We start from the raw sequence: 12,864 nt of genomic DNA, 5'->3' as shown, positions 1-12,864 counted from the left end.
CTTACACCTTTTCCACGTTAACCAGAAACGCCTTGTATTCCGGCGTTTGCGAGTTGGCATCGCCGACAAACGGCGTCAGGGTGTTGGACAGATAGCCTTTGCGGGCAGCCCCTTCAAAGCCCCAATGCAGTGGAATACCGATGGTGTCGACATCCTGCCCGTTAACCTTCAGGGTTTGCAGACGGCGGGTCACCACGGCTTTCGCCTTGATAAAGCCGCGTTTGCTGCTGACCTTGACGGTATCGCCTTGCTCAATCCCTTTCTCTTTCGCCAGACGTTCACTGATTTCCACGAACTGTTCCGGCTGCATGATCGCGTTAAGGCGCGCGTGCTTGGTCCAGGTGTGGAAATGCTCGGTCAGACGATAGGTGGTACCGACGTAAGGGAACTCGGATTTGTCACCCATGCGCTTGGCGTCGGACGGATAGAGACGGGCCGCCGGGTTGGAGATCACGTTTGGATGCAGTGGGTTGGTGCCCAACGGCGTTTCAAACGGCTCGTAGTGTTCCGGGAAAGGCCCTTCGGCCATTTTGTCGAGCGCAAACAGCCTGCCAAGCCCTTCCGGTTGCATGATGAACGGCCCAACGCCGCTGCCCGGGGCGGCGGTGTTGTAGTCTGGAATATCATTCCCGACCCACTTGCTGCCGTTCCATTCAATCAGCATGCGCTGCGGATCCCAAGGTTTACCCATTGGATCGGCGGAGGCGCGGTTGTAGATAATGCGGCGGTTCAGCGGCCATGCCCAGGCCCAGCCCAGCGTGTTGCCCAACCCGGACGGATCGCTGTTATCACGGTTGGCCATCTGGTTGCCCTTGCTGGTCCAACTGCCGGTATAGATCCAGCAGGCTGAAGCCGTGCTACCGTCATCGCGCAGCATCGCGAAGGAATCCAGCAACTGGCCTTTTTTCGCCAGCAGATTACCGTTGGCGTCATACAGATCTTCCAGCGCGTAGCCGTTGCTGTCTTTGGCCACTTCCTCGGATTCTGGGTGATCTGGCCGTTCATAGTGCCAACCCATCTTCAGTAACGGTTCGACACCTTTACCGCCCTCGCTGCCATACATCTGGCGCAGGCGATGGTACAGACCGGCCAGGATCTCGCCGTCGGTAATCGCTTCACCTGGGGCATCGCCGCCTTTCCAGTGCCATTGCAGCCAGCGGCCGGAGTTGGCGATCGAGCCGTCTTCTTCGGCAAAGCAGGTGGAGGGCAGCCGGAACACTTCGGTTTGGATCGACGCGGTATCGACATCGTTCATCTCGCCGTGGTTTTGCCAGAAATTGGAGGTTTCCGTGACCAGCGGGTCAATGATCACCAGATACTTCAGCTTGGCCAGTGAGGCGACCACCTGATTCTTGTCCGGGAAGGAGGCGACCGGGTTAAAGCCCTGGCAGATATAGCCGTTGACCTTGTTCTGATCCATCATCTGGAAGTACTTCATGACGTCGTAGGACTGATCCCACTTCGGCAACCAATCAAAGCCCCAGTTATTCTCTTTCTGAGCAGCGTCGCCATAGAAGCTTTTCATCAGACTGACGAAGAATTTGGGGTAATTGCTCCAATAGTTAACCTGGCCAGGTAGGGTGGCCTTTGGCGTATTGGCGGCCATATAGGTAGCCAGATCGGTCTGTTTATCCGAAGGTAGCGTCAGGTAACCCGGCAGGCTGGTGGACAGCAGGCCAATGTCGGTCAATCCCTGAATGTTGGAGTGACCGCGCAGGGCGTTGATGCCACCACCCGCCATGCCCATGTTGCCGAGCAACAACTGGATCATCGCCATGGTACGGATGTTCTGCGCGCCGACCGTGTGCTGAGTCCAGCCCAGGGCGTACAGGAAGGTGGTGGTTCGGTCTGCTGCGCTGGTGGAAGCCAGGACTTCACACACTTTCAGGAAATCTTCCTTCGGGGTGCCGCAGATGTTTTCCACCACTTCTGGCGTGTAGCGGCTGACGTGTGCTTTCAGCAGGTTCCAGACGCAACGCGGATGCTGGAGCGTATCATCACGCAAGGCATAGCCATCTTCACCAAACTGGTAGTTCCAGGTGGTTTTGTCGTACTGACGTTTGTTTTCGTCATAACCGCTGAACAACCCGTCTTCAAACGTAAAGTCATCCCGGACCAACAGGTTGGCGTTGGTGTAATGCTTCACGTATTCAGCGTTGATCTTGTTGTTGGAAATCAGGTACAGCAACACGCCCGACAGGAAGGTAATGTCGGTGCCGGAGCGGATCGGCGCGTAGATATCGGCGACCGAAGCGGTACGGGTAAAGCGGGGATCGACGACGATTAACGTGGCGTCGTTGTTGTTTTTGGCTTCCATCGCCCAGCGGAATCCCACCGGATGCGCTTCAGCGGCGTTGCCGCCCATCACCATCACAACGTTGGCGTTTTTGATATCAACCCAGTGGTTGGTCATCGCACCGCGACCAAATGTTGGAGCAAGACTTGCTACCGTTGGTCCGTGTCAGACACGCGCTTGGTTATCAACTGCCAGCATGCCCAGCGATCGGACAAACTTTTGTGTCAGCATGCCGGTTTCGTTACTGGCCGCAGAGGCGCATAACATCCCGGTGGAGAGCCAACGGTTTACCGTCACGCCAGCGGCGTTGGTGGCTTCGAAGTTGGCATCCCGGTCATTTTTCATCAGCCTGGCAATGCGGTCAAAGGCCTCATTCCAGCTGATACGCTGCCATTTATCTGAACCCGGCGCGCGATACTCAGGGTAACGCAGGCGGCTATCGCTGTGGATATAGTCCAGCAGGCCGGCGCCTTTCGGGCACAGTGCCCCGCGGTTTACCGGGTGATCCGCGTCGCCTTCGATATGGAAAATCGTCGATTTGGCGTTTTTTGCCCCATCGCCCAGGCTATACATCAATAAACCGCAGCCTACGGAACAGTAGGTACAGGTGTTGCGGGTTTCTTTGGCGCGCAATAGTTTGTAGTTGCGCGTTTCCGCTAACGCAGCCTTTGGCGCGAAGCCTAATGCTGCCACCGTGGTCCCAGCCATCCCGCCAGCGCAGATTTTAAAAAACTGTCTGCGATTGACGTCCATTGCTTTCCCTAATGCTTATCAGTGGTTTTTTAGTCATGGCAAACTAACAGTAATAACCCAAGCGTTATTGAGGGAAATCAACATAAGGGAGAGTTAGCGGGAAAATACTCCTTAATAAGTAGCCAGCGGTGCGGGGAGTAATCCTTAATTTATCGCCATCAGCTGAAATTCGGTAAGTGGTTAATTTAAATTATTAATTTCAAGTTAAAACTATCTGTGAATATTGTAGATAAACCTGTTTCACTGATTGCCGGGAGAATTATCGACGGTATTTACTTATCCATTTCCGAATGGGTATGGTTTTTAAGTGGTTATTTTCTTGCAAGAAATAGAGTTAATTTGGAATTTGTTTCGCAAAGTTAATACGCGATCCGATCGAATCGTTGAATAGTTCGTTTTGCAAGCAACAATAGGTGGGGAACTAGCCGCGAGAATGACGGATAGATTTTTTAAGGACGGAAACCATGATGCAGACCTACCTGACGTTGCGTGCGTTGGCGAGGGGGATTAACCCAGAAACGGGGGAGTTTTTGAATCACACCTCGCTGGTTCATTCCCCAGAGACGATCCGGATGCTGTTTGCCCTGGCGGATGAGTTTTACGCCGAGCGAGAACGGGTGAAAAAGGCAAAGTTATCGCCCGAGGAGCGGCGGCAGAAAAATATTGCCGAGGGTAGGCCCGCTAACTTCAATTTCCCCTGGTCGGAAGACGACAGGAAGCTATTGGAGGAAGGCTATAGCGGTGGCAAAACGATAGAGGCGTTAAGCGTGGAGCTTGGGCGTTCACTGCGCGGCATTGCGGTTCAACTTGAAAAGATGGAGCTGATCACCGAAGAGCAGGCCGCCGCTTATAACTGATCGGGTTAAGCCTCCCTTCTGGAGGCCACTTGTCCGCTAGCTTCAATCCACCGGCGAGGTGGGTAGGCGAACGATGTCCTGATTGTCGTTACCCATCCAATAGACGCCTTCTTTTGCCCAGAAGGGGCCTTCGACAAAGTCGAGCAGGTCGGAATACTCTTCGTAGAGCTGCTTGCCGTTTTTGTCATAAACCCGCATGTAGCCCGAGTAATGCCCGCCATCGCCTGGCATGGTGAAGCGCGGAATAAACTCGAAGGTTTTATAATTGCGCACCACATACTGCTGGTTAGGGCTCCACTCTTCGTATCGCAGTGTCCCTTGTTTCCACCACAGGTAGCTGCCAACAATGGCCGCCACCAGGATCGCCAGCGCTGCCCAGCGCTTACGCTCGCGTACCAGAGTTTCCTGGCTTTTTATTTTTGGCATCAGTGTCAGACCCATTCCAATTTAGCTTTTGACCAGCATACCAGCACCGCCGCTTTTACTGACCTATGTCACATACATCGGCCGTATCAATCTCTATCATGCTGCATAACGTCCGAGGTTCGGAGTTATTTGGAGTCACACCCCTCATGCAGCATCCTACCTTCCCGACGCCATTTCCCTGTTTTCCGTATCACCAAACCCACTGGGGTAAAGGATCTTATCGTGGAGACATCAACGCCGTCTACGGCACAGTTTTATGCCTTGCGTCTGTTACCGCAACAAGACCTGCTGGCTGCACTTCGTGATTTTATCCGGCAGCAGGGTTTGCGTGCCGCCTGGATCAGCGGTTGCGTCGGTAGCTTGAGCGACGTGGCGTTGCGCTATGCCGCCTGCGAAGACCCCACGTTATTGAGCGGAAAATTTGAAGTGGTCTCACTGATTGGCACGTTGGAGGCCGGAGGCGAACATCTGCACCTGGCGGTGGCCGATGAGCATGGCCATATGACCGGCGGCCATGTGATGGCAGGTTGCACCGTGCGCACCACGCTCGAATTGGTGATTGGGGAATTGAACGATGTCGTATTTAACCGACAACCTTGCGCGCTTTCGGGCTATGACGAATTAAACGTCGAGCAACGCTAATTTTCCTACTAGTTGAGTGAGGTTGTTATGGCACGTAATGGGTTATCGAGTCAGACGTTGGTGTTGATGGTGATTTCAATAGCTATCAACATGATCGGCGGGCAGTTGGTATCGATGTTGAAGCTGCCTATTTTTCTCGATTCTATCGGTACCTTGCTGAGTGCAATCCTCGCCGGGCCGATTATCGGCATGTTGACCGGTTTATTGACCAACCTGATCTGGGGCTTGCTCACTGGCCCGATAGCGGCGGCATTCGCTCCGGTGGCGATGGTGATTGGTTTGGTGGCTGGCCTATTGGCGAGCATCGGCTGGTTCAGGACATTACCGAAAGTGATCTTAAGCGGAGTGGTAATCACCTTGGCCGTAACGATAGTTGCCGTGCCGATCCGTACCTATCTCTTCGCTGGGGTCACTGGCAGTGGTGCAGACTTCTTTGTCGCCTATGTGCATTCGATGGGCAGCAACCTGATCGAATCCGTCGCAATGACCGTGCTGGGGATTAACCTGATAGATAAAGTGCTGGTTGCCATCATCGTCTGGCTATTGGTGCGTAATATGTCGCAGCGAACCCTGCGTAATTTCCCTGCAATGGCCGCCGTGCGTTAATGCACCCGTTTACCTCGCTGGCTCTTTGGCTGGTGCTGGGTACCAGCAGCTTGCTGATGCCGTTTGGTTATCCGTTGCTAGCCTATAGCCTGGTGAGCTTTCTGTTGCTGATCCTGATGAAAAGTACAAGGCATCGTTGGCGCTATGTGGCGTGGATCATGTTACCCATGGCGGGTGGATTATGGTTGGTGCATAGCGGTTGGCTGGCGTGGTGGCTACGGGGTGAGGCGCGTGATGATAGCGAAATGCTCAACGCTGCCGCGCTCTGGCTACGCTTGTTGGCGTTGCTAAGTTTTGGGCAAATCTGGCTGCAATACGTGCCGCCGCAGCGTGTTATTCGCGCTCTGTTTGCCAGCCGTTTGCCGCTCGGGCTGGCCTACCTGCTGGCAGGGCCGTTGCTGGTTGCCGAACAGCTGCGCGCGCAACTGGCCGCGATTTACCAGGCACAGCTGGCGAGAGGCGTACCGCTAGACGGTTATTGGTATCAACGGTTGCGCTACATTCCGGCATTGGTTATCCCGTTAACCCACAGTGCATTGAATGATTTAACCGCGCGCAGCACGGCGCTGGATATGCGCGCTTTTCGGCTACATCCCAGACGCACAACGCTGTGGGCACCGAACGATAGCCCGCTGCAACGTAGCGTGCGCTATGGCTTGCTGTTGGTAGCGGCATTGGAAATAGGAGCCTGGCTGTGGTTGTGGCACTGAATGCGCTGAGCTTTATTCCTCAAGGTAGTATCTGGCAGTTGGAAAACATCGATCTACATTGCGAGGTTCCAGGCCTATATGGCATTAGCGGTGGGAATGGCAGCGGAAAAACCACCCTTGCCCAACTGCTGGCAGGCTGTTTCCCCGATTTCTTACCCGGCACATTACAGGGGCTAGGACAGGTCCTCGGTGATGAAATAGGTTCGCGCCCGCTGGTTGAAATGGCGCAGCAGGTGCAGCTCATTCAACAGGCACCCCAGTTGCAACTCTCCGGCTGTACCTTCACGGTCGAAGAGGAGATCGCCTTCGGGCCGGAGAATCTGTGCCTGGATGAAGCCGAGATCATGGCGCGTATCGAACTGGCGCTGACGTTCACCGATTGCCACGCTTTACGCCATCGTCACCCGGCCACGCTCTCTGGCGGCGAAGCGCAGCGAGTGGTGCTGGCCTGTGCATTAGCGATGCGCCCTCGGTTGTTATTACTGGATGAAGCCTTTAACCGTCTAACCCCCGATGTTACCACCAAGCTGTTACAACAGCTGGCCACCTACGCTAACCAGCAGCAGTGCGTGATTTTGCTGTTTGAACGGTCGCTCACCAAGGTTGCCGCTTATTGCCTGCAAACCTGGGCGCTGGAGCAAGGCAGGCTTTCATTATGCTAACGATTGAATCGCTGGAATATCAGTGGCCAAGCGTGAGCGAACCCATCATTAACGGTTTGGATCTCACCATTGAGACAGGGGAATGGGTGGCCCTGATCGGGGATAACGGCGCCGGGAAATCCACGTTATTACGCCTGATGGCCGGGTTGCTAAAACCGACCGGCGGCAAGGTTCTCTTACAGGGGCGAAATATTGCCACCCTTAAAGCGGCACAGCGTGCACCGTTGCTGGGAGTATTATTTCAGGAAGCGGAACGGCAGATATTTTGCAACCGGGTACGCGATGAGATCGCCTTTGGCTTACGCCATCATGGCATGCGTGGCGAGATTCTGGAGCAGCGAGTTGCCCAAACGCTGGCGCTTTGTGAGCTAACGGATGTAGCGGATGCCCATCCATTGGATTTACATGCCGGGCAGCGGCGTATGGTAGCCGTTGCTAGTCTCGCTGCCGTTGCGCCGCCTCTGCTGCTGTTGGACGAACCCAGCCGTGACTTTGATAACTATTGGTTGGGGGTATTTACCCGCTGGTTAGCGGTTTGCCGTTCGCAAGGCACCACCGTGCTGGCCATCAGCCATGATTATGCTTTTGTTAAAACGTACTTTCCGCGCGTGATCCGTTTGGCCGATGGGGTTATTGCGGAGGATGGTGATGCGGCGCGGGTATTGGGCTAGCCTTCAACTCCATCATCGTTTTATCCCATTCTTGACGCATATCGAGTGATGATTTTCCCTGGTTTTTTCTTACCGTATCAACGGCTGCCTGCGCATATTTGGACATAGGAACACCTCGATTGGTGATATTAAAAAGCCCGCGGTTATGCGGGCTCTCTGTTCAATGATGACGCTTAAAACTTACTCGATATTCTGAATTTGAATATTGAATAAAAATATATTTTCATTATTATCAATTTTTTAAGTAAGAAATATAAATTTTTTCATTAGATACTCCCCAATCCACCCACCATTTCGATATAGAGCAGGCTTACGCACATTTGGCATTAATAAGTCAAAAAACACTTCATTTAAGATAAATGATGTTGACATATATAAAAAAATGGCCTCGAGACTTTAACATGCTAGCTTAATCTTTATACATAATTTAATCTTATCATTCGCATGTTAATGTTTAAAATTTGAGAGTAATGCTATGACCATTATCGCAGGCATGAGTTTTAATGACTACCCTGTAATTATAAGTGATCTATTAATAACTAGTGGTAATTATGATCCAGAAGTCAGTGGTGTTATACCTACCCTGTCAGAAAGTGATCCACACACTGTGGACTCTAACTTTTCTATCTATGGAATGACGAAGAAAATTGAAATTATAAATGAAAAATTTGTAATTTCATGGGCAGGTGATGTATTTGAGGCAATAACTATTATAAAAAGCCTTAAGAATAAATTTGAAAAATCAGATCCTTCTGATGCAGATATTTTGCAAGAGATAGGTTTCAGCAAGAACGTTTCTTTTATTTGGTGCTTAATAAGAGACGAATTGCCAATATTAAACTCTTACAACATTAAGGTTAAAGAAAAAAGCATAAAACCATTTGATAAATTAATTTATTCAGGGAGTGGTAGTGAAGCCATCGAGGAAGCTATAGGTATTTTTGAGAATAAGCCTCCTGTAGATGATGTCGAAGATTTAGTTGTTGATTCGGTTTGTAGTTGTCTTTTTATGTTCAGTCATTTAATGAATCACGAGTTAATTTATAAAAAAGACTCCAATACTCTAAAAGATCGTTTCGGTGGCGGTTATGATGTTGTGTGTTTTTATGACGGTAAATTTCGAAGAATTAATAACATAACTTATCTATATCTTGATGCATCAATTACAAAAAAAGGAACGATAAAAATAGATGGTTCAGGAACACTTATAAAACAATTAACTGATGATGATGTAATGTATATCAGGAAAATTAACTTTGAATTTATACATAGTATAGATAACGAAGTTCTTGCCACAAAAATAACAGAGGATGATAGTTATGACTTAACTGGTAAAATATCTACCAGAAAGAACGAGGATAAACTTATACAAGACAATGACTTAGCATCGTCTTTCATGTGTATTAATGTTAGAGTTAAAGGTTCTGATAAAGGTAGCATGGCTTATATTCATAAGTATGCGAATAGTGCCTCGGCCGCAGAAAAATCAATCAGATTTACTTGCCACCACAAATTTTTGGCTATCAAATTTGATCAAAATTACTGGAACGAATTTGAGAAAAAAATTCTAGAATTTTATAAAAATTAATAATGGATTGAATATGAACAAGAAAGATTTAATTAATTCTATAGACATTAGTGAGTTGAGAAAAATATCAAGTGTAATCGCATCATATGAAGTTCTTGATAACATAAAAAATCCAGACGACATGGCATCTTATCTATATGAAGGTGGGAATAATTTACTGTTCGCATCTAATAAAGAAGATAATGGAACAAACAGAAGACTGCCAAAAGCTATATGGCTCAAGGTTAGGAATGAGTTAAACTTGTTGTTATGTACTGATGATGAAAAATATAGTGAGTTATGGGAAAGAATAAATCGAGTCGAGAAGATTTCCACACTGTACGTTATTACGACAATTTCGTTGTTTCTTTGTGATAAGTTTAACTTTGATAAATTAATCGCAGGTGCGATTGGCCAATTTGTTGCTATAGTATTTTTCTTTGCTCTAAAGGTTGGTAAAGAATCATATTGTAGTACTTATATTAAATAGCAGGCTGCTTATTGAATGTAATTCAATTGCAAACTATAGCGCAGGCTATCTATTAAAAAATGGTCTGCGCCATTATAAAAAGTTAATATCTTCTATGAGATTTACTTATCACACCACATTTTACACCATCACTATTAAGCACTAATAAATGAGCAACTTTAAAACCTTTGAATAGATTGTAAGCTTTGTGGAAACTTTCATTAGAACCTACAAGATTAAAATTATTTCTGATTTTTTGTTTTTCTATTATTTCTTTATAGGTATGTCCATTTAAATCTTCCATGATACAACCGGAAGAATCTACTAAGTTGAGTAAGAAATCTGCTATATTTCTCTTATCAATAATTGATATGACATCTTTTGTCTCTGAATCTAAACATATAATGAAATTAAATATTTTTGATAAGTCTAATTTCATATTGTCCTGAACTTCAATGAAATTTTTATCAGCTCTTTCAATATAATGGGGCTTTAATTCGTTCAGAGGATCAGGTGAAGTCCTCATAACTTCATTCACAGTGGAATAATGATTAACCCAATCACTTGTATCTTTACAAAGCCAACCAATCATTTCTAAAAGGTCTTTGTGGGTTTTTATTAAATCTGATTGATAAATGGGTTCATGATGAGCTATGCGATTTCTGAAAAAGTTTAAATCTCTTGAACGTTTTCTTAAAGTCGTTATCTTTATATTCCATGAAGGTGTCAATATCGCTAAGTTGGACTGCCAAAAACAGTTATGATACTCATCTCTCAACAAATTAGACCAGAAATCAAAGTTTAATGTAGAAACTATGCTATCTGTTGTTTGAGTTTTCGCTCTTCCTATGGCTGTTGTTAAAGATGTTAAGCTTTCTGGAGTAAGATTGCTTGTGAAAGAGGCATCTATAGGCCAATCTTTACCGAACTGATTAGTAAATACGGCATTCATCCGATTTCTCAAACTTATTTCAAGAATATGTAATGGGTATAAAAAAGATTTAGACAACCTTGCATTATATAAATATAGATTAAAAGCATACTGACGGTTAAATCCAGCATGTATAAGATAAGGCCTGAAGCGAGGTGAGGATAGGCATAGCTCTATTTGGTCACCTTCATTTTGATATGGGTAGGGTGCTTGACTTTCAGCCATTCTGGTGTAGAATTCCTTTTGTAGAGAAGTTGGTGTGGTGCCTCTAATAGCTTGAGTATAAAGGTATTATGCGTCCCCAACAAGAGTATAGAACCCCGTGACAGGCCAGGCGGCCCCTCACGGGGTTTCGCTTTTTGGACTTTCATAATCTCTCCCTGGCTTTTTCTCATCCCCCATCATCCATCAATAAAAAAATCTCCCATCTTCTTGATAAATATATCTTTTTAAAAATAAATAGAGTGTTAGAACTTACTAGACATGAATAAACTATCCTTTGCATACTCTGGAACTGATAATCTTAGGTCGTTTATGAAAAACTGGTCCGTAGAGCATACGAAAGAAATCAAAGAATGGCTTAACATCGATACCTACCGAAAGTTTGATGACATTTCCTTGAATGCCTTATACCACGAGCTGTGGGCGAGAGCACTTTGGTTCAAAGAATGGCCGACAGAGGAAGAAATCCGCGATCTCATTCAATACGGTAAGAAAATCTTCAGTGGTAATCCTTTTCTGTTCAAACCTGAGCAACTGAACTACATAACCAGGGATGATTGCCTATACAGCCCCCCGCATGTCCACATAACAGCAATAGACAGACTTGCCCAATTGAGTGTGAATGCTTTGAGGGCGGGTTTATTCTTCTGGGAGAACGGTAGTGATGAGTATCGATTGAATGCGGCACATCATGAAGACTTTGTATCAGAGATAATGTCACCTTTGTGCGAGAAGACTGTCCTGCTTGAAATTGACTTGGGAAGTGGAACAGATGAAGAGATAGCTGAATCGGTCAAGACAGCTTTACCACAATGGAGGAAGATAAAGGCAATCGAGCCGGATTTGTCGGGTGCTGTAAGGTTCGGGTATGGCACAATCAAAAAACTCATAACCTATCGGGTCATGGCTATGCTCGACATTTTAATGTGGGCAAAGATTCACAAGGTGAGGATCTCGGATGACAGGTTATCTCGTCTTCTCTATACCGACGAGGATGAAGAGGATGAAACCCGCCTCAATCACCATATCCGTGATTCAGACCGACCATTAGCTAACAAGGCAGCTACTATCAGCTTTATCAGGCAGTTCAATTTTTTCCTTAACAAAAACCCTCATCTGAAAGACATGAAAGTTTCAGAAGTTATGAAAATCAATGACTGAAGGAAGGCACCTATAAACGGTGCCTATGATGGTTCATGACTTGCTGAATGTAACATTGTCATCAAGATACTTTTTCAGGTCTACTCTTTTGATAGGGGCTTTACCAGGATAATCTGCAATATGAGACATGATTGCTGTCCTGTTTTTCTCATTTCGCGGAGAATTATGATCTTCCAGATATTTGTCTACGAAATATCCAATTTCCCATTCTTCTTGTTCAGACACATAGATCCTATCTAAATGCCCCTTATAGTGTTTGTTATCCGCATGGGGCCAATCACTCTTTTGTAAAGTCATACCGATCTCCCGAGATATTATAAAAATGTGTATATACGTAGTGCATCTTTAAATTCTCATGACTAACTGAAAAATACAGCCAAACTCCTCACAAAAAAGATAAGACTTTCAGCACAGATGAAGTTCGTGAAGTCTGCCTTGTCTGTTACAAAAGAAACTGGGAAAGCGGTAATAGTGCTAGTTAACAAGGTCACGAAGCTCTGTCCTTTCTTTACTCAGCTTCCCTTACTGTTGGTTCATCAGAGAAACAGTGAGGAAGTAACATGAAGAACTCAAACATACGTTTGATCAGAATGCCCGAAGTGCTATCTAAAACCGGATTTAAGAATTCATGGTTTTACCTATTAATATGTAAAATTTAATTCCCGAAACCTATTGGAGTGGAGCCACGAGCTGTTACGTTTGTAGAAGATAAAATTGACCAGTGGGTTTTAGAAAAATAATTGAAGCACGGAATTATTAGGGTTGAATTAGATAATCCAATTAATTTGTAAAGTTTGCATTTAAATATAAGCCTATATTTGACGAAATTCTTTACGAAATTTTCAGCACTGCTTTTGCTATAAGGCTTAGATATGGTTTTCTAAATATCGG

13 protein-coding genes and 1 pseudogene are annotated in these 12,864 nt (G+C 46.5%); 10 read left to right on the top strand and 4 right to left on the bottom strand.

Going from position 1 to position 12,864, the window contains the following annotated elements; translation table 11 throughout:
• Position 1 precedes the first annotated feature (1 nt).
• Positions 2-3,049 (bottom strand): formate dehydrogenase-N subunit alpha, encoded by a 3,048-nt coding sequence (fdnG, locus tag ACKWMY_RS15865; protein ID WP_409486594.1) that lies wholly within the window; start codon positions 3,047-3,049, stop codon positions 2-4.
• Positions 3,050-3,516: 467 nt separating this feature from the next.
• Here fdnG and ACKWMY_RS15860 point away from each other — a divergent pair, with 467 nt between their 5' ends.
• Entirely contained in the window at positions 3,517-3,906 is a 390-nt protein-coding gene (locus ACKWMY_RS15860) for a hypothetical protein (RefSeq protein ID WP_065683814.1), read from the top strand.
• Positions 3,907-3,948: 42 nt separating this feature from the next.
• On the opposite strand, the gene ACKWMY_RS15855 is transcribed toward ACKWMY_RS15860, so the two are convergent.
• Positions 3,949-4,332: a hypothetical protein gene (locus ACKWMY_RS15855; protein WP_024527860.1), complete on the bottom strand. Its 384-nt coding sequence runs from the start codon at positions 4,330-4,332 to the stop codon at positions 3,949-3,951.
• A gap of 219 nt (positions 4,333-4,551) precedes the next feature.
• Here ACKWMY_RS15855 and ACKWMY_RS15850 point away from each other — a divergent pair, with 219 nt between their 5' ends.
• The 7 genes from ACKWMY_RS15850 to ACKWMY_RS15820 all read left to right on the top strand — a co-directional run bounded on the left by ACKWMY_RS15850 (position 4,552) and on the right by ACKWMY_RS15820 (position 9,680).
• The gene (locus tag ACKWMY_RS15850; RefSeq protein ID WP_029710950.1) at positions 4,552-4,974 is read left to right on the top strand and encodes a PPC domain-containing DNA-binding protein; all 423 of its coding nucleotides are present in this window, start codon (positions 4,552-4,554) and stop codon (positions 4,972-4,974) included.
• A 27-nt stretch (positions 4,975-5,001) separates the two neighbouring features.
• Complete coding sequence (locus ACKWMY_RS15845; RefSeq protein WP_021807285.1) at positions 5,002-5,580, top strand: ECF transporter S component; 579 nt, start codon at positions 5,002-5,004, stop codon at positions 5,578-5,580.
• Positions 5,580-6,290: an energy-coupling factor transporter transmembrane component T gene (locus ACKWMY_RS15840; protein ID WP_024527862.1), complete on the top strand. Its 711-nt coding sequence runs from the start codon at positions 5,580-5,582 to the stop codon at positions 6,288-6,290. The genes ACKWMY_RS15845 and ACKWMY_RS15840 overlap by 1 nt, the downstream gene beginning before the upstream one ends.
• On the top strand, positions 6,275-6,952 hold the full coding sequence (locus ACKWMY_RS15835) for an energy-coupling factor ABC transporter ATP-binding protein (RefSeq protein WP_409486593.1): 678 nt from the start codon (positions 6,275-6,277) through the stop codon (positions 6,950-6,952). The genes ACKWMY_RS15840 and ACKWMY_RS15835 overlap by 16 nt, the downstream gene beginning before the upstream one ends.
• Positions 6,946-7,623, top strand: a complete 678-nt coding sequence (locus ACKWMY_RS15830; RefSeq protein ID WP_409486592.1) for an energy-coupling factor ABC transporter ATP-binding protein — start codon at positions 6,946-6,948, stop codon at positions 7,621-7,623. The genes ACKWMY_RS15835 and ACKWMY_RS15830 overlap by 7 nt, the downstream gene beginning before the upstream one ends.
• A gap of 475 nt (positions 7,624-8,098) precedes the next feature.
• Positions 8,099-9,211, top strand: a complete 1,113-nt coding sequence (locus tag ACKWMY_RS15825) for a hypothetical protein (RefSeq protein ID WP_409486591.1) — start codon at positions 8,099-8,101, stop codon at positions 9,209-9,211.
• 13 nt (positions 9,212-9,224) lie between these two features.
• Positions 9,225-9,680, top strand: coding sequence for a hypothetical protein (locus tag ACKWMY_RS15820; protein WP_409486590.1), 456 nt, complete (start codon positions 9,225-9,227; stop codon positions 9,678-9,680).
• Between the two features lie 82 nt (positions 9,681-9,762).
• Here the strand turns inward: ACKWMY_RS15820 and ACKWMY_RS15815 are convergent, their stop codons facing one another.
• On the bottom strand, positions 9,763-10,815 hold the full coding sequence (locus tag ACKWMY_RS15815; protein ID WP_072095945.1) for a hypothetical protein: 1,053 nt from the start codon (positions 10,813-10,815) through the stop codon (positions 9,763-9,765).
• A 309-nt stretch (positions 10,816-11,124) separates the two neighbouring features.
• Here ACKWMY_RS15815 and ACKWMY_RS15810 point away from each other — a divergent pair, with 309 nt between their 5' ends.
• A complete protein-coding gene (locus ACKWMY_RS15810) occupies positions 11,125-11,973 on the top strand; it encodes a DUF6387 family protein (protein ID WP_050870721.1) in 849 nt (282 codons plus the stop codon).
• 33 nt (positions 11,974-12,006) lie between these two features.
• On the opposite strand, the gene ACKWMY_RS15805 is transcribed toward ACKWMY_RS15810, so the two are convergent.
• Positions 12,007-12,270 carry a hypothetical protein gene (locus tag ACKWMY_RS15805; RefSeq protein WP_050870719.1) on the bottom strand — a complete coding sequence of 88 codons (264 nt, stop codon included), beginning with the start codon at positions 12,268-12,270 and terminating at the stop codon, positions 12,007-12,009.
• Between the two features lie 368 nt (positions 12,271-12,638).
• Between ACKWMY_RS15805 and ACKWMY_RS15800 the strand changes: the two are divergent.
• Positions 12,639-12,713 (top strand): annotated as a pseudogene (locus ACKWMY_RS15800) (hypothetical protein); the annotation flags it as partial.
• Between the last annotated feature and the right edge of the window lie 151 nt (positions 12,714-12,864).

Origin of the sequence: Serratia sp. J2, assembly GCF_046269175.1 — a bacterium.
GTDB lineage: Bacteria > Pseudomonadota > Gammaproteobacteria > Enterobacterales > Enterobacteriaceae > Chania > Chania fonticola_C.
This window is presented reverse-complemented; position numbering and strand designations above follow the sequence as displayed.

Coding starts and splice junctions, on each gene's coding strand:
- ACKWMY_RS15845 (WP_021807285.1), top strand. CDS start 5,002: ATGGCACGTAATGGGTTATCGAGTCAGACGTTGGTGTTGATGGTGATT.
- ACKWMY_RS15805 (WP_050870719.1), bottom strand. CDS start 12,270: ATGACTTTACAAAAGAGTGATTGGCCCCATGCGGATAACAAACACTAT.
- ACKWMY_RS15810 (WP_050870721.1), top strand. CDS start 11,125: ATGAAAAACTGGTCCGTAGAGCATACGAAAGAAATCAAAGAATGGCTT.
- ACKWMY_RS15820 (WP_409486590.1), top strand. CDS start 9,225: ATGAACAAGAAAGATTTAATTAATTCTATAGACATTAGTGAGTTGAGA.
- ACKWMY_RS15825 (WP_409486591.1), top strand. CDS start 8,099: ATGACCATTATCGCAGGCATGAGTTTTAATGACTACCCTGTAATTATA.
- ACKWMY_RS15830 (WP_409486592.1), top strand. CDS start 6,946: ATGCTAACGATTGAATCGCTGGAATATCAGTGGCCAAGCGTGAGCGAA.
- ACKWMY_RS15860 (WP_065683814.1), top strand. CDS start 3,517: ATGCAGACCTACCTGACGTTGCGTGCGTTGGCGAGGGGGATTAACCCA.
- ACKWMY_RS15815 (WP_072095945.1), bottom strand. CDS start 10,815: ATGGCTGAAAGTCAAGCACCCTACCCATATCAAAATGAAGGTGACCAA.
- ACKWMY_RS15840 (WP_024527862.1), top strand. CDS start 5,580: ATGCACCCGTTTACCTCGCTGGCTCTTTGGCTGGTGCTGGGTACCAGC.
- ACKWMY_RS15855 (WP_024527860.1), bottom strand. CDS start 4,332: ATGCCAAAAATAAAAAGCCAGGAAACTCTGGTACGCGAGCGTAAGCGC.